This window comes from Sorangium sp. So ce726 (genome assembly GCF_051521405.1).
Lineage (GTDB): Bacteria > Myxococcota_A > Polyangia > Polyangiales > Polyangiaceae > Sorangium.
This window is the reverse complement of record NZ_CP150349.1, coordinates 7,472,399-7,486,958: the sequence shown is the minus strand read 5'-3', so window position 1 is coordinate 7,486,958 and position 14,560 is coordinate 7,472,399. Positions and strand designations below refer to the sequence as shown.

Here is a 14,560-nt window from a genome sequence, read left to right as displayed (position 1 = left end):
GGCCTTCCCGGCGCGCTCTCGCGCTGAGAGGGCGTGTGGTCGGGCCGCCCCGCCGTCGGGCGGGCGATGGCGTTCGTCCGGCATTGCCGTCGTCTCGGAGCGAGCCATGGAAGGAAATCCGGTTCGGGTGAGTTTCGTCGCGGGTTCCGCCGGGGAGTGGCGGGTCGAGCGGATGATCTCGGTGCGAGGCGAGGGGTTGCCCGCGGCGCCGCGGCTGCAGCGTATCGAGGGGGGCACCTTCGTCGCGGCGCCGGAGGCGACCTGGGTGCTGAGCGGCGTGAGGAGCAACGAGCGTTATGTCGAGCTCGACGAGAGAAAGCGCCTCGTCGCCGTCCAGGAAGACCTCGGCCGGGCGTCGAGCACGCAGGCGGCGCTGATCCCGCTCAGGAAATCGAAGGCGTGGTGGGCGCTCGCGCAGGACGAGCGGCGGGCCATCCTCGAGGCGCGGTCGCGCCACATCAAGATCGGGCTGGAGTACCTGCCGGCCGTGGCGAGGCGGCTCTACCACAGCCGGGATCTCGGCGGCCCGTTCGACTTCCTGACCTGGTTCGAGTTCGCCGAGGGCGACGCCGGCGCCTTCGACGAGCTCGTGGGCAGGCTGCGCGAGACGGAGGAGTGGTCCTACGTGGAGCGGGAAGTCGAAGTGCGCCTGTCGCGCGCGTAGCACGGAGTTGCCGAAGGATGATCCCGCCCGCGCGTCGTGCCAGCGGGACGGGGGGGCAGCCCTGCGACATCCGGGATACTTGTTGAGCTCGCCAGCTCCCTTTGGTACCCTCTGCAGGAGAGGCGGTCGCCATGGGGAACGTCGATTTTGTCTGGGATGGCAGGCAACTCCGCGATATGGCGGCGTTCGATAGCTACCTGTCGACGCTCGGCAAGCGGGGCCCCGCGTGGGTGAAGGGCATCGTCATTCACCACACGGAGGGATTCCGCAAATCGTGGAATGGGAACGTCGACATGCCCAATCTCATGGCGACGTACAAGGCCAAGCCCAACTGGACCGCCGGCCCCCACCTCTTCAATGCGCCGGATGGCATCTGGGTCGGCACGCCTCCGAATCAGGTGGGCATCCACGCCGGGGAGTGGAACGCCCGGACGCTCGGCATCGAGATCGTAGGAAACTACGACAGAGAGACGATGTTGCCGGATCTCCGTAACAGAGCATTTTGCATGATCCGCTCTCTGATGCGGTGGTGCGAATTGCCCTTCAACGATATCACGGCGAACACGGTGCCTGGGCATCGCGAGTGCTCGTGGAAGGACAAGGCGACCGGTGCGATCATGTATCCGCCTACGTGGGACGGCAAAGGGATCAAGACGTGCCCGGGCCGGAACACCGATATGAACGTATTTCGGACCGACCTGGCCCGCTTTCTGAGGACCTACCGAGCGTCGTCCATCGGAGCCAACGTCTACACCGTGGACGCTCCGTCGCGCCCTCGGAAGATCGTCGGCAAGCTGAACCGCGCAGCGCTGGTCCAGGTCACGAGCTTCACCTCCGGTGGCAGCTGGGCGCTGCTCGACCCGAAGATCCCGCGCATGGCGGGCTTGCCCAGCGGCCCCATGTGCGTGGCGAAGAGCGATCTTACGGACATCACCGAGTCCCCTGGCGCTTCGAACGCCGTGATCCTCCAGGCCGACGCCTGGTCCACCTCCCTCTGTGGCCGGTGACACCGCCGGAGGGCGCGGATCGCGGGCAGGCTGCGCGGGACAGAGGAGTGGTCCTACATGGAGCGGGAAATCGAAGTGCGCCTGTCGCGCGCATCGTACCGAATCGGCTCGCGATGGCCGATCCGTCTTTGCGGTCGTTCTCGCCTCGAGGTTTTCTGCACCCTGAGCACGCCGACAAAACGAAGAAGGCGCCGAGGTTGCCCCGGGCGCCCCTCTACGCTGTCGCGATCACTCGCAGACGTGCGTCGTCGTGTTGCAGGTGGCCGGCGAGGTGCAGCTCGAGTTGTCGTTGCACTCGACGCACGTGCCAGCCGCGAGCTCGCTGCCACACACCGTCTTGCCGGGCTGGCCGTCGGCGGTGCAGTCGGTGCCCGCGGGCGCCATCGCGAAGCTCGGCGTGGCCGGCGTGCCCGTGCATGCGGGGTCCCTCAAGCAGACGGTCGCTGACACCGGGGTATCGGTGACGTCTTCGTCCGTCGTCGTGCCACCGGCGCCGTTGCATACGCGCCTCAGGCAATCGCCCGGTGTCTGCCCGGACGGCACCTCCGTGCCTGCGGCGTAGCGCTGGCAGGCTCCCGTACCGCTGCAGAACCCGTTGGTTCCGCACGACGCCGCGCCGGTGTCCGGGCAGTCGTTGTCCGGATCGCTGCCGGCCGCGATGTAGCCGCAGGCGCCGTCGGCGCCGCCGAGCTTCTTGGCCGTGGAGCACGCCTGGCAGGCGCCGGTGCACGCCGTGTCGCAGCAGACGGCGTCAACGCAGTGCGCGCTCGCGCACTCGGCGTTGATCCCGCAGGACGCGCCGTCCGGCTTGGCCGCGCAGGTGCCGCCGCTGCAGAAGCCTGCGGTGCAATCGCTCGCGATGTCGCATTTCTTCCCGAAACCGCACTTGTTGCAGGCCGGAGCGCCCTGGAAGGACGCGCCGCCGCAGTCGATGTCGGTCTCGTTGCCGTTCTGGTCGGTGTCCATGCAGCTGGGCGTCGCGCACCTGCCGGCGGTGTTGCAGTAGCCGCTCGCGCAGTCCGAATCGAGCGCGCACTCCAGGTTGTCGGCGCAGGGCGCGCAGCCGGAGCCGTCGTCGATGCCGCCGCAGTCGACGTCGGTCTCGCTGCCGTTCTGCGCGCCGTCGGTGCAAGACACGTCCACGCACGTGCGCGTGCCCATCGGATCGCAGACCTGGGGCGCGGTGCAGTCGGTGCTCGTGAGGCAGCCAACGCACGCGCCGCTGCCGTCGCAGACCTTGCCGCCGGTGGTGCATCTCGTGCCCGCGGTCTTCGGTGAGCTGCCGGGCGTGCCGCCCGCGCACGTGCCGACGTTGCATTCGTCGTCGGCCGGCCTGTCGGTGTTGTCGTTGATCGACGTCGTGCCGCCGTTGCCGCCGCAGACCTGCTGCTTGCAGTCGCCCAGCGTCTGGCCCGCCATCGTGGCGGTGCCGTCAGGCACGTTGGTCGTGCCGCAGCACCGCGCTTCGCACGTGGCCTTGACGCACTCCGTGGTCGGGATCGGGCAGTCGCTGATCGCGTCGCACGGTGTCACGCCGCCGGAGCACGTCATTGAGCCACCGGTGCCGCCGGTGCCATCCAAACCACCGGTGCCGCCGGTGCCATCCGAGCCGCCGGTGCCGCCGGTGCCATCCGAGCCGCCGGTGCCGCCGGTGCCATCCGAGCCGCCGGTGCCGCCGGTGCCATCCGAGCCGCCGGTCCCGCCCATGCCGCCGGTGCCGCCGGTGTCTGACGACGAACTGGCGCTGCTGCTCGTCGTTGTGTCGCTGCCGGAGCCACCGGTCCCGCCGGCGCCGCCTGTGTCGGCGATCTTGCTGCGATCGACGGCGACGATCGCCTCGCAGCCGGTCACGGTCACAGTGAGCGCGCCCGCCGCGAGCACCCATGCGGTGAGGAAGGTCGTTTTCTGGTTCATGCCAAGATCCTGGATCGGAAGGTCGTCAACGCAGCGGCGCCACCGCCCTGCGGGCTGAAGTACGGCGTGACGAAGCCGCGCACGGCGCGCTCCTTGTGCGGGTGCGCCGTGCCGGTCCTGGGCTGCTGCGGTTTCCCCTGCCCAACCGCGGTTGTGGTGAAGGGAATCGCCAGACCCGCGACCATCACCGCTGCCGTGGTCGCCGTCATCTCGATCGCAGAGCCCAAAGCCATCTTGAAACCCATGGTCGCGGCCAACTGACGCTCACGGGGCAAGCGCGTACAAGCACGCTCGCCACGGTGCCAGACCTGACCTGGGGCCGAGCCTACAGCAAAAGGCACAAGGGATCGCCGGTTTTCTCCGGTGAGTCGAATCGGTGGGGTCCGGCACCGCTCGCTGCGCGATCGCCCCTTGTCCGCGGCGCCGAGCTCCGCGTCCGGCGCGCCCTGCTCTGAAGGCGGCACGTGGAGCCCACATCGGGCCACAGCGGAAGAGGACCCAGCCTCCCGGGAGGCATGGGCCCAACGCGGGCCGACCGCCCGCGCCCGAGAGGGGAGAGCCCGCGCCGGGCGCCCTGTCCCCTCGCGAAGGGACGTGGCCAGGTCGCGCCCTTGACCGCCGCTGGTTCATGAGTAAATAAACATTTACCTGATGCCGGGAGACGAGAAAAAGGAGACGCGGCGGGCGCTCCTCGACGCCGCCGCCGAGGAGTTCGCGCGGCATGGGCCTGACGGGGCCCGCGTGCACGCCATCGTGGGGCGCGCCGGGGTCAACGAGCGCATGATTTACCATCACTTCGGGAGCAAGGATGGCCTCTACCGCGCGGTCCTCGAGGACCAGTGGTCCGGCCTGATAGAGGGGTGGCGGCCGGCGCTCGAGGCGTCGGCGGCGCTCGAGCCGCGCGAGGGGCTCTGGCGCGCGTTCACGATGTTCTTCCGGCTGCTCCTCTCGCGCCCGCTGTGCATGCCGCTCGCGATGCACGAGGCGATGAGCGGCTGGCGATCCGCGCCGCCCGCGACGCTCGCGAAGCTGCCATCGCAGCTGCGCGATCTCTACGAGCGAGGTCAAGCCAGCGGGGTGTTCCGGCGAGACTGCGATTTCGAGCTCCTCTATTGCACCGTCGTGGGCGCGCTGGCCGCGATCGGCATCTTCGGGCCGCGCTTCTCGGACCTCCGGGCGCGCCTCTCGAGCGACCCCGAGCACGCCGCGCGCCTCGGCGAGCAGACCGTGAGCCTCTTGCTGGACGGCGTGACCGCGCCTGGATGGGGCGGCCGCGCGGGCGCTTCAGAGGCCACGTGACGTGAGCCTCGTTCATCCATCGTCGGCCACGGGCCGTCGCTGAACAGTCGTTGTCAATCGATCGTTGCTCAACAAGGAGAGCGCGTATGAACGTCGATGTCGTCATCGTGGGCGGCGGTCCGACCGGGTTGATGCTGGCGTGTGAGCTGCGGCTGGCCGGCGTGCGCCCCGTCGTGCTGGAGCGGTTGCCCGAGCCCACGGGGCTCTCCAAGGCGCTCGGCCTCGGCGGGCGCGGCGTGGAGATCCTCGACCACAGGGGCCTGCTCGATCGCTTCCGCGGGGAGCAGAGCGCCGCAGAAATGACGCGCTTCGTGCACTTCGGCGGGATACCGCTGGCCCTCGGCGGCGACAACGCGCGCGTCTCCAGGCGCTTCCTGACCATCCATCAGGCACGCATAGAGTCACTGCTGGAAGAGCGTGCGCGCGAGCTGACGACGGAGATCCGTCGAGGTCACGAGCTCATCGGGCTGGATCAGGACGCGGAGGGCGCGACGGTCGCCGTCCGAGGCCCGGACGGCGACTACCCGCTTCGAGCGCGCTTCGTGGTGGGGTGTGACGGCGGCCGCAGCGCCGTGCGCAAGCTGTCCGGGATCGGCTTTCCTGGCCTCCCGCCCTCTCGGCTCCTGCGCCTCGCCGACGTCACGCTGGCCGAGGGCGCGACGGAGGACGGGCACCTCGTGCTCTCCGGTGGCCGCCGCGTTCGGTTCGGGCTCGGCGGGATCGCCCTCGTTCCGCTGGGAGCGGGCGTGTTTCGTGTGGTCACGTCGGAGCCGTATCCGCCGGACTTCGATCGCGATGCGCCGATGACGCTCGATGAGCTCCAGACCAGCGTTCGCGCGGCGCTCGGCGAGGATCTGCCCATCCGCGAGGTGCGGTGGTTGTCTCGGTTCACCGACGCCAGCCGCCAGGCGGATACGTACCGCGCGGGCCGCGTGCTGCTCGTGGGCGACGCGGCGCACATCCATCTTCCCGCCGGCGGGCCAGGCCTCACCACCGGACTGCAGGACGCGGCCAACCTCGGCTGGAAGCTGGCCGCGGAGGTCCACGGCTGGGCGCCGCCGGGGCTCCTCGACACCTACCATGCGGAGCGGTACCCCGAGGGCAAGCGCGTGATCATGCACACCCGGGCGCAGGGCGCGCTGATGATGCGGGACGAGCGCGTCGCCGCGCTGCGCGAGCTGCTCGGCGAGCTGCTCAAGCACGAGCAGAGCCTGCGGTATATCGTCGAGATGCTGGACGCGGCCGACGTCCGTTACGAGATGTCGACCGAGCCCGGCGAGCAGCATCCGCTGCTCGGGCGATGGGCGCCGGACGTCCCGCTGACCACGCAGAAGGGGGAGACGCGGGTCGCGCAGCTCATGCACGGGGCCAGGGGCGTGCTGCTCGACCTGACCGGCGGCGCCGCGCTCGGCGGCGTGGCCGCGCCCTGGGGCGATCGCGTGGACGTCGTGAGCGCGCGCTGCGCTGCGCTTCCGCGCCCCGCGGAGGCGCTGCTGATTCGCCCCGACGGCTATGTCGCCTGGGCGGCGGCGGCAGGCGAGCCCGAGGCCTCCGCCCACCGCCGGCTGCGCCGCGCGCTCATCACGTGGTTCGGCGCGGCCTCCGGCAGCTCCGTCGCGGCGTGAGCCAGCGGCGTGCAGCGCCGGCGCAAATCCGGTAGAGGGCATCGCCCATGGCCGAGCCCTCCGAGACCCCTTTCGATCTGCTGGGCGGCGAGCCGGCGGTGCGCCGGCTCGTCGAGCGCTTCTACGACTTGATGGGCCGCGACGAGCCGGCGCTCACGCGCCTCCACGTCTGCGACGAGGGCGGCCAGGTCGCCCGCGAGAGCCGCGACCGATTCGCGCTCTTCCTGATCGGCTGGCTGGGCGGGCCGCAGGACTACATCGCGGCGCACGGCCACCCGCGGCTGCGGATGCGCCACGCCCGCGTCCCGGTCGATGTGGCGATGCGCGACGCCTGGATGCGCTGCATGCGGGCGGCCATGGCCGAGCTCGACGTGCCCGCGCCGCTCCGCGCCTTCCTCGACCAGCGCTTCGCCGAGGTCGCGGACTTCATGCGAAACCGTCCGGGCTGACGGGAAGCGCCGGCCGGCGCGGCGCGCGGGGTCGCGCGTCCGGGCGCCCCCATCGCTCCCCGATTTTCCGTACGATACGTCGTCCGCTCTCGTGAGGTCGCGCGAGACGCCTGCCGCCAGCGCACGGGGATCCGCTGTGCCACGGCGGGCGTGCGGCGCCTGGAACCCGTGCGGGGAACGATGTCCCAACCGAACGAGCACCCGATGACCAAGCCCACACCGCCGGACGACGGGCGCGCGCTGAAGCAAGGGAGCACCCGCGCCGGTGACGCGCCGCATCGGCAGGGGCCGCGCAACGGGGAGCGCAGCCCGTGGCCATGGGCAAGGCGCTTGCTTGGCGAGCTGCATCCGCGCGTTCGGCGGCTCCTGGTGCCCTACTGCCTGATCGTTGCGGCGGTGCTGTTCAGGGTGCCGCCGAAGCTCGTCACTCCCGTCTTCGAGCAGCGCGGCGCGCTCGCCAGCGCGGCGGCGCACGCGTTCCCGATCACCTTGGTCTTCTTGCTGTCCATGGCACCTCAGGCGGTTGTCCTGTGGAGCTTCTTCCGGCGCCCGCCGCAGGATCCACCCCCAGCAGCGGGCTCGGGCCGGCTGAAGCCCATGAGCCGCGGCGGGCTCTTGATCGCCGTCGCTCTGCTGGTGACCACGTTTCTCACGGTGTGGGGGGTGGCGCTGTGGTACGCGGTCCACGGGAACGAGCACACCAACCTGCTGTACAAGGCGGGTTGCTCGTTCATCGTCTTCCTGATGCTGATCCTCGGCACGCTGCTGACGATCCTGCAATCGTGGGAGTCCGCCGAGAGGCCTTCGAGGGACGAGGCCGTGTACCCCGACATCGGTCGGCTTCGCGCGCTCGAGGCCGAGTGGATCCAGGCGCGGCGCTGCGCGGCGAAGCTGAAGCACGAGGCCGCGGGCGACGGCGATCCGCGCGGCGCGCACCTCGTCGGGCTATCGCTCTCCGGCGGAGGCATCCGCTCGGCGACCATCTGCCTCGGCTTCCTGAAAGGGCTCGCCACGATCCCGACGAAGAGCGGTGAGGTGATCCTCAAGTACGTCGATTACATGAGCTCCGTGTCCGGCGGCGGCTGGGCGGGGGGCGCGCTCACGGCTCGGACGTCCGGCCCTCGCCCGGAGGGGGACGCAGAGCGTGAGCGCCGCTTCGACCCGCTGGAAGCCGCCTCATGGAACCGCCTCCTCGACAGGATCCGCTTGCGAGGCGACTACCTCATTCCCGGCGGAATCGGCCTCACCGCCAACACGCTCCAGCCCGTCCTCATGATCTTCGTCGGCGCGATCGCCAATGCGCTGTCGCTCCTGACCGCCGGGTTCGCGGCGATCGTGTTCCTCCACCACTCGAGCGCAAGGTCGCCGAAGGCGTTCCTCGCGCGCGTTGTCGAGCACGGCGTGACCACGGTCGTCTGCCACGTCGACGGGGCGCGATCGCTCTTCTTCACCACGGCCTTTGTGGAGCCTGGCACGTTGCCTGGCGCGATCGCGAAAGAGCTCCCCGTGCTCGACCTCCTCGTGTTCGTCCTTGTGTTGATAGGGGGTGTCCTTCTCGCCGCCCTGCTCGTCATGTACCTCGGGATCCTCTTCTCGTGGCCGTCCGTCCACGAGGCGGGGACCTGGCTCGCCGCGCGCGCGGCGCTGCTCGTGGTGCTCACGTGGGGCTCCCTGCTCGCGCTGCGGGCCGATCCCCTGCTCACCCTCCTCGTGCTGTGCGCTTCCCTGGCCGTCGCGCTCGCTGTCCTGCTGAGTCGCCTGAAGCGCGAGCAGCTCCTCGCGGTCATCGGGGTCGTCATCAGCGGACAGGTGTTCGCGCTCAGATTCACCGATCTCTACAATGTCGTGAAGGGCGTCACGTCGACATGGGCGAGCGCGCTTCAGTGGCTGCTCTTCGCGCCGATCGAGTTCGCTCGGTCGATCGATGGGCTCGTCCACGTGCCTGTCCAGCAGGACCCGATGAAGGTCGTCGAGCTGACGTTCGGGGCGATGCTCTGCCTGGTGTTCATCGGGCTCAGCTTCCTGACGTCGAGGAACTACGCGGGTATCAACAGGTTCTGGGGCAACCAGATCCGCCGTGCCTACCTGTCGCTGCCGGGCGACTCACACCGGGCGGCCAGCGATTCACCCTCCGCCTGGCCGCTCGCGGCGCTGCGGCCCTCGGACAAGTCGCGCGTTAAGAGGACGTACGCGGCGGACCCGGCGCCCTGGAACCTGGGGGGGCCGCACCGCGGCGCGCCGCTCCACGTCGTGAACGCCACGGTCAACACCCCAGGTTCGGACGATCCTGTCCTCTACAAACGGGGCACCGCGCGGTTCGAGTTCAGCCCCTATGCCGTCGGCGGGCCCGCGACCGGGTGGGGGCCGGCCGAGGCTTATGGCGACGCGCTCACCCTGGCCCATTCGATCGCCATCAGCGCTGCAGCCGTGAACAGCCAGGGCGGCACGTTGATCCCGCGGTGGGCGCGCGTCGTCCTCACCCTGCTCAACTGCGGTCTCGGGGTCTGGGTCCGGAACCCGCGCTTTGCGAGGCGCGCCGGCAAGCAGCTCGTGCTCTTCCGGAAATGGGCGCACTTCTGGAGCGCCTATCATGTCAAAGAGATCTTCGCGCGGAACAAGGAGAGCGACACGCTGGTCTTCGTCTCCGATGGCGGTCACCACGACAACCTGGGACTGACCACGCTCGTCGAGCGAGAGTGCGAGCTCATCCTGTGCATCGACGCCGGCGCCGATCCCGAGTGGACGTGCGACGAGCTCGCGAAGGCGGCGCGGATCCTGCGCGTGGACCATGGGCTGAACTTCGAGCTGAAGCGCGAGGACCTCGAGCGCGTTCGCCCGAAGGATCCGCGAGGCACCTGGGAGCAGCGCACCCCACGCACGCCGATCCTGGTGGGGAAGTTCACGCGGGATCAGGGCGCAAAGACCGAGCCGGCCAAGGAGGTCGCGGTGGTCTACGTGAAGGCCGGCCTCTTGCCCGGACTGCCGCTCGACGTCCAGCGTTATGCGGAGTCTTACCCCGAGTTTCCGCACCAGACGACCGCGGATCAGTTCTTCGATGAAGCCCAGTTCGAGGCGTACCGGCTGCTCGGCGAGGCGCTCGCTCGCGAGGTCGTGTGCACGCTGGACGACACGACGGGGAGCGCAGGCCGGATATGGGCGAGCACCGTGGAGGATCTTCGCCCCGAGCCTCGCGCCGTCGGACCCGGCGACGTCGCCAGTCGCGTCACTCCGGCTTGAGCGCGGCGAGCGTGGCGCGGGTGAAGATCTCCGCGATGAGCCCGATGGCGCGCTCGTCGAGATCGAACGCGTGGTGGTGGTGCGGCGCCGCGCTCGGCCCGCCCGCGCCCACGGTGAACAGGCAGCCCGGGACGCGGCTCGTGAACTCGGAGAAATCCTCGCTCACCGTGAGCGGGCCGGGATCCATGACCTCGGCGCGCTCCGTCGCCCGCGCGGCGGCCGTCACCAGATCCACGGGCGCCGCGGCGTTGGCCGTGACCGGCGAGCTCGACAGCACCCGGAACTCGCACGAGGCGCGCAGCGCCGAGCACACGCCCGAGGCGATCCCGTGGATGCGCTCGAGCGCGTGCTCCCGGCTCGGCTGCGAGAACCAGCGCACCGTGCCCTGGAGCGCCACGCGCTCCACGACGACGTTGGACGCGTTCCCGCCGGAGATGGCCGAGATGCTGACGACGAGCGGCTCGCCCGGCTTCGTCTCGCGCGCGACGATCGACTGGAGCGCGGTCACGACCTGCGCCGCTGTGTAGATCGGATCGACCGACATGTGCGGCAGCCCGCCGTGGCCCGCCTTCCCGACGACGGCGATCTCGAAGGTGTCGATCCCCGCGAAGAACGGCCCGGTCCGCGTCGCCACCACGCCGAACGGGAAGGGGGAGATCACGTGCGCGCCGAGCGCCTGATCGACGCCGTCGAGCGCCCCGGCCTCGATCATCTGGAGCGCGCCGCCGGCGAGCTCCTCGGCCGGCTGGAAGAGGAAGCGCACCCTGCCGGCGATGCGGTCCCGGCGCGCCGAGAGCAGCGTGGCCGCGCCGAGCAGCGCGCTCACGTGGGCGTCGTGGCCGCACGCGTGCATCACGCCCCGCGTCTCGGACGGGAAATCGTGGCCGGACTGCTCCTCTACCGGGAGCGCATCCATGTCGGCGCGCAGCAGCAGGGTGCCGCCGGGGCGCTCGCCGTCGAGGTCGGCGATGACGCCCGTCCCGGCCACACCCGTGCGCACCGACAGGCCGAGCTTGCGCAGGCGCTCCGCGACGATCTGGGACGTGCGCACCTCGGTGTAGCCGAGCTCCGGGTGCCGGTGAATGTCGCGCCGTACGGCGACAAGATCGCGGTCGAGGAGCTGCACGTCCCTGCTCAGGTCATCGGCCATGCGCGATGCTAGCACCCGCCTGGATGCGTCGCGTAGGCGTGGACGCATCGCGTAGGTGTGGATGCGTCGCGCAGGATGGATGCGTCGTGCAGGCGTCGCTCGGTCGCTTTCTGCGCCATCGGCGCAACGATTTCGTGAATCCTCCACCCCGCGTCGGGGCTTCTCCGGACGAAGGATGGAGGAGCTCATGAAACGCAATGTGGGGAACATGGATCGGTTGCTGCGTGGTCTGGGTGCGCTTGCGCTGCTGGCGTGCGCCTGGGCGGCGCCGCTGACGCTTGTGACGCGCCTCGCCGTGTTCGGTCTGTCGGGCGTGTACATGATATTCTCGGCGCTCTCGGGCACGTGTTTCGGGTACGCTCTGATGGGCAGATCCACATGCCCCCTCCAGCGGAGCTGAGGCGTTGAATGGAAGCATCGAGATCCCACGATCCGGTCTTCACGGCGGCGGCGCGCGGCGATGACGGCGCGCTGGAGCTGCTCGTCCGCGCCTACCACGACCGCGTGTACCGCTTCGGGCTGCGCGCGTGCCGCGACGCCTTCGACGCCGACGATGCGGTCCAGGAGGCCTTCACGAAGCTCGCTCGCCGCCCCGAGGTGGCGCGCGATCCGGGCGCCCTCTCCTGGCTGATGACGGTGGTCCGGAACGCGTGCCTGCGCATGCTTCGCCCCTTCGCGCGGGAGCGCTCGCGGCTGGGGGATCGGGTGGACGACATCGATGCAGTGCCATCGGGCGATCTCGACCCTCACGCGGCATTCGAGCGCTGGCGGCTGGTCCGCGCCGTGCATGAGGCGATCGGCGTGCTGGAGCGGCCCTATCGGGAGGTGCTCGTGCTGCGCGACGTCGAGGGTCTGACGGGCGAGGAGGTGTGCCAGATGCTCGGGCTCGGCGAGGCGGCCATGAAGAGCCGCCTGCACCGGGCGCGGCAGCTGGTGCGGCGGGAGGTCCTCCGGCAGGAGGGCGCGCCTTCCGCCTCATGGGTGCGGGGAGGGGAGGAGAGGAGAAATAAGCCATGTTCATGAGCAGGAGCCTTGTGGAGCACTTCGCGCGCGGGGCGATCTTCCTCGCGGCCCTCGTGGCCTCGGTGCTCGTCGCGCGCGCTTCCCTCTGGCTGGCGATGGCGCTGTTGCCGGTCGCGCTGGTGGCGGTGGGCGGATGCCCGATGTGCTGGACGCTGGGGTTGATCCAGATGGTCAGCGCCAGGGCGCGAGGGGAGCACCTCGAAGAGCCGTGCGACGACGGCGGATGCGCCTGGGCGCCGCAGAGCCGTCGGTGAGCTAGCGCGTCATCCATCGATCTCGCCAGCTATCCATCGACCTCGCCAGGTCGCGTCGCCGGCTTCGTGCTCCTCGGGCGGTAGCAGCGCGCCCACGGTGAAGAGGCAGCCCGGGACGCGGCTCGTGAACTCGGAGAAATCCTCGCTGACCGTGAGCGGGCCGGGATCCAATGCGGTCCCGGCGCGCCGAGAGCAGCGTGGCCGCGCCGAGCAGCGCGCTCACGTGGGCGTCGTGGCCGCACGCGTGCATCACGCCCCGCGTCTCGGACGGGAAATCGTGGCCGGACTGCTCCCTCGATCGGGAGCGCATCCATGTCGGCGCGGAGCAGCAGGGTGCCGCCGGGGCGCTCGCCCTCGAGGTCGGCGATGACGCCCGTCCCGGCCACGCCCGTGCGCACCGACAGGCCGAGCTTGCGCAGGCGCTCCGCGACGATCTGGGACGTGCGCACCTCGGTGTAGCCGAGCTCCGGGTGCCGGTGAATGTCGCGCCGCACGGCGACGAGATCGCGATCGAGGAGCTGCACGTCCCGGCTGAGCTCATCGGCCATGCGGCGATGCCAGCACTCCACCACGGTTCGTGAAGGTCGGAACCGCCCTGGGGTCGAGACGTCCGAGCGAAGATCCATGTTCGATCCATCGCCTCGATTGACCATCGATGGTCGTGAAGTAGGATGTTCGATCGCGGCTGGCTCGAGCCAAGGGGGAGGCGTATGAGAATCGATATTGCAGCTGTGCCGGAGGAGGACGAGCGTGACGTGGAGGCCGAGTCGAACTCGAGGGGTTTTGGCGATCGGTTCATCGATCACCTGTTCGAGGTGCGGCAAGGCCTATATGACCACAAAGCTGCGCACATCATGTCGCTCGTTGCGTCCTGGTCGTACTCCGATGTGACCACGTTTGCCGATGTGATGAGCCGTCGCGGGTTCGGCGGAGGAACTGCGGTGTCCGTCAACCTTCAGAACGACGCCATGCTGGTGGGCACGACAGCGATCCTCCTCCAGAGCGCGGATAAACGCGTGGTGGTGCTCTCGTTCCGCGGGACAGAGCCGGGCAGCCTGATCAGCTGGATGGGGAGCATCAACGCCAAGGTGGAGCTGTTCCAGGCGATGGGGTATGTGCACGGCGGGTTCTATCGGCCTTTTCTGGCGTTGTGGCCCACGCTTTCGCGGCTGCTCGGCGCCGCCATGGCAGGGACGTCTCTCTTCGACGCGAGCAATCGGGAGGTGGAGAGATTCAACTCTCGTCGTGCTGGTGCCGACGCTGCTATCTCCAGCGAGATCGTCGAGCCAGACCGCGACGACGAGCGCGACTTGGGGGCTCCCATGCTCTCGAAGGTCGGAGCCTCCCGGGCCGGCGACGCTCCGGCCGCCGGGGACAAGGACGAGCGGGCGCTCTATATCACAGGTCACAGCCTGGGCGGCGCGCTGGCCGTGCTCGCTGCGGCGCGTCTTTTCACCATAGGCTCCCTGTACAGGAAGCACTGGAAGAACCTGCGCGGCATCTACACGTTCGGTCAGCCGATGGTCGGCGATCCCACTTTCGCTCGGCGGTACGAGCAGGCGTTCGGACATACGCTCTTCCGGCACATCTACAAGAACGACGTTGTGCCGCGGATGCCTCCACGAACCGCTGGTGAATTCAAGCACATCGGCGAGGAGTACCACGCGGGGGACGATGGCTGGGCGTATCGAGGAAAGTTCGTGAGCCAGGCGTCCAGCTTCGTCGGAAGCATGCTCACCGGCGTCACGGACTTCTTCAGGGACCAGCTGGGCGGCATCCCCGGACTTGCGTGGATACCCTTCCCTTACTCCTGGATGGCTCACTCACCCGTCAACTATCTGCGCGTCTCGCAGAGGAGCCGCGCCGCCGCGGGGGTATATGGTGCATGATCGGCTCGACAGCGCCGGCCAGCGCGCGGCGGCGGCCCTGCTGTGCGAC

At 69.7% G+C, this 14,560-nt stretch carries 15 protein-coding genes; 11 read left to right on the top strand and 4 right to left on the bottom strand.

The features are described 5' to 3' along the window. The first annotated feature begins 106 nt into the window (after positions 1-106). The gene (locus WME79_RS27865; protein ID WP_437520758.1) at positions 107-664 is read left to right on the top strand and encodes a chlorite dismutase family protein; all 558 of its coding nucleotides are present in this window, start codon (positions 107-109) and stop codon (positions 662-664) included. A 131-nt stretch (positions 665-795) separates the two neighbouring features. Next, positions 796-1,671 carry a peptidoglycan recognition protein family protein gene (locus WME79_RS27860; protein WP_437520755.1) on the top strand — a complete coding sequence of 292 codons (876 nt, stop codon included), beginning with the start codon at positions 796-798 and terminating at the stop codon, positions 1,669-1,671. A gap of 228 nt (positions 1,672-1,899) precedes the next feature. Here WME79_RS27860 and WME79_RS27855 read toward each other — a convergent pair whose 3' ends face one another. Continuing rightward, positions 1,900-3,585 (bottom strand): hypothetical protein, encoded by a 1,686-nt coding sequence (locus WME79_RS27855; RefSeq protein ID WP_437520753.1) that lies wholly within the window; start codon positions 3,583-3,585, stop codon positions 1,900-1,902. Next, a complete protein-coding gene (locus WME79_RS27850) occupies positions 3,582-3,830 on the bottom strand; it encodes a hypothetical protein (protein ID WP_437520752.1) in 249 nt (82 codons plus the stop codon). The genes WME79_RS27855 and WME79_RS27850 overlap by 4 nt, the downstream gene beginning before the upstream one ends. 406 nt (positions 3,831-4,236) lie before the next feature. On the opposite strand from WME79_RS27850, the gene WME79_RS27845 reads away from it, so the two are divergent. The 4 genes from WME79_RS27845 to WME79_RS27830 all read left to right on the top strand — a co-directional run bounded on the left by WME79_RS27845 (position 4,237) and on the right by WME79_RS27830 (position 10,195). After that, entirely contained in the window at positions 4,237-4,884 is a 648-nt protein-coding gene (locus WME79_RS27845) for a TetR/AcrR family transcriptional regulator (protein ID WP_437520749.1), read from the top strand. 86 nt (positions 4,885-4,970) lie between these two features. Next, positions 4,971-6,509 carry an FAD-dependent monooxygenase gene (locus WME79_RS27840; RefSeq protein ID WP_437520746.1) on the top strand — a complete coding sequence of 513 codons (1,539 nt, stop codon included), beginning with the start codon at positions 4,971-4,973 and terminating at the stop codon, positions 6,507-6,509. Positions 6,510-6,556: 47 nt separating this feature from the next. Next, positions 6,557-6,958 carry a group II truncated hemoglobin gene (locus WME79_RS27835; RefSeq protein WP_437520743.1) on the top strand — a complete coding sequence of 134 codons (402 nt, stop codon included), beginning with the start codon at positions 6,557-6,559 and terminating at the stop codon, positions 6,956-6,958. Positions 6,959-7,162: 204 nt separating this feature from the next. Continuing rightward, on the top strand, positions 7,163-10,195 hold the full coding sequence (locus WME79_RS27830) for a hypothetical protein (protein WP_437520740.1): 3,033 nt from the start codon (positions 7,163-7,165) through the stop codon (positions 10,193-10,195). Here WME79_RS27830 and WME79_RS27825 read toward each other — a convergent pair. Further along, on the bottom strand, positions 10,182-11,345 hold the full coding sequence (locus tag WME79_RS27825) for a M20 metallopeptidase family protein (RefSeq protein ID WP_437520739.1): 1,164 nt from the start codon (positions 11,343-11,345) through the stop codon (positions 10,182-10,184). The two genes, WME79_RS27830 and WME79_RS27825, sit on opposite strands and share 14 nt — an antisense overlap. Before the next feature lie 61 nt (positions 11,346-11,406). On the opposite strand from WME79_RS27825, the gene WME79_RS27820 reads away from it, so the two are divergent. Genes WME79_RS27820 through WME79_RS27810 form a run of 3 tightly spaced genes read left to right on the top strand, consistent with a single transcriptional unit; the run spans position 11,407 to position 12,622 of the window. Continuing rightward, a complete protein-coding gene (locus WME79_RS27820) occupies positions 11,407-11,745 on the top strand; it encodes a YgaP-like transmembrane domain (RefSeq protein ID WP_437520736.1) in 339 nt (112 codons plus the stop codon). Between the two features lie 8 nt (positions 11,746-11,753). Further along, on the top strand, positions 11,754-12,368 hold the full coding sequence (locus tag WME79_RS27815) for an RNA polymerase sigma factor (protein ID WP_437520734.1): 615 nt from the start codon (positions 11,754-11,756) through the stop codon (positions 12,366-12,368). Beyond that, positions 12,365-12,622: a hypothetical protein gene (locus WME79_RS27810; protein ID WP_437520731.1), complete on the top strand. Its 258-nt coding sequence runs from the start codon at positions 12,365-12,367 to the stop codon at positions 12,620-12,622. The genes WME79_RS27815 and WME79_RS27810 overlap by 4 nt, the downstream gene beginning before the upstream one ends. 1 nt (position 12,623) lies before the next feature. On the opposite strand, the gene WME79_RS27805 is transcribed toward WME79_RS27810, so the two are convergent. Continuing rightward, positions 12,624-12,872 carry a hypothetical protein gene (locus WME79_RS27805; RefSeq protein ID WP_437539968.1) on the bottom strand — a complete coding sequence of 83 codons (249 nt, stop codon included), beginning with the start codon at positions 12,870-12,872 and terminating at the stop codon, positions 12,624-12,626. On the opposite strand from WME79_RS27805, the gene WME79_RS27800 reads away from it, so the two are divergent. Both WME79_RS27800 and WME79_RS27795 read left to right on the top strand, forming a co-directional pair. Further along, positions 12,793-13,203 carry a hypothetical protein gene (locus tag WME79_RS27800; RefSeq protein WP_437540116.1) on the top strand — a complete coding sequence of 137 codons (411 nt, stop codon included), beginning with the start codon at positions 12,793-12,795 and terminating at the stop codon, positions 13,201-13,203. The two genes, WME79_RS27805 and WME79_RS27800, sit on opposite strands and share 80 nt — an antisense overlap. A gap of 129 nt (positions 13,204-13,332) precedes the next feature. After that, a complete protein-coding gene (locus tag WME79_RS27795; RefSeq protein WP_437520728.1) occupies positions 13,333-14,511 on the top strand; it encodes a lipase family protein in 1,179 nt (392 codons plus the stop codon). Positions 14,512-14,560: the final 49 nt, after the last annotated feature.

Excerpts from the sequence above, each read along its gene's own strand:
- WME79_RS27835 (WP_437520743.1), top strand. The coding sequence starts at position 6,557 with ATGGCCGAGCCCTCCGAGACCCCTTTCGATCTGCTGGGCGGCGAGCCG.
- WME79_RS27795 (WP_437520728.1), top strand. The coding sequence starts at position 13,333 with ATGAGAATCGATATTGCAGCTGTGCCGGAGGAGGACGAGCGTGACGTG.
- WME79_RS27810 (WP_437520731.1), top strand. The coding sequence starts at position 12,365 with ATGAGCAGGAGCCTTGTGGAGCACTTCGCGCGCGGGGCGATCTTCCTC.
- WME79_RS27855 (WP_437520753.1), bottom strand. The coding sequence starts at position 3,585 with ATGAACCAGAAAACGACCTTCCTCACCGCATGGGTGCTCGCGGCGGGC.
- WME79_RS27865 (WP_437520758.1), top strand. The coding sequence starts at position 107 with ATGGAAGGAAATCCGGTTCGGGTGAGTTTCGTCGCGGGTTCCGCCGGG.
- WME79_RS27845 (WP_437520749.1), top strand. The coding sequence starts at position 4,237 with ATGCCGGGAGACGAGAAAAAGGAGACGCGGCGGGCGCTCCTCGACGCC.
- WME79_RS27805 (WP_437539968.1), bottom strand. The coding sequence starts at position 12,872 with ATGCACGCGTGCGGCCACGACGCCCACGTGAGCGCGCTGCTCGGCGCG.
- WME79_RS27840 (WP_437520746.1), top strand. The coding sequence starts at position 4,971 with ATGAACGTCGATGTCGTCATCGTGGGCGGCGGTCCGACCGGGTTGATG.
- WME79_RS27860 (WP_437520755.1), top strand. The coding sequence starts at position 796 with ATGGGGAACGTCGATTTTGTCTGGGATGGCAGGCAACTCCGCGATATG.
- WME79_RS27820 (WP_437520736.1), top strand. The coding sequence starts at position 11,407 with ATGCGTCGCGCAGGATGGATGCGTCGTGCAGGCGTCGCTCGGTCGCTT.
- WME79_RS27830 (WP_437520740.1), top strand. The coding sequence starts at position 7,163 with ATGACCAAGCCCACACCGCCGGACGACGGGCGCGCGCTGAAGCAAGGG.
- WME79_RS27815 (WP_437520734.1), top strand. The coding sequence starts at position 11,754 with ATGGAAGCATCGAGATCCCACGATCCGGTCTTCACGGCGGCGGCGCGC.
- WME79_RS27850 (WP_437520752.1), bottom strand. The coding sequence starts at position 3,830 with ATGGGTTTCAAGATGGCTTTGGGCTCTGCGATCGAGATGACGGCGACC.
- WME79_RS27800 (WP_437540116.1), top strand. The coding sequence starts at position 12,793 with ATGCGGTCCCGGCGCGCCGAGAGCAGCGTGGCCGCGCCGAGCAGCGCG.
- WME79_RS27825 (WP_437520739.1), bottom strand. The coding sequence starts at position 11,345 with ATGGCCGATGACCTGAGCAGGGACGTGCAGCTCCTCGACCGCGATCTT.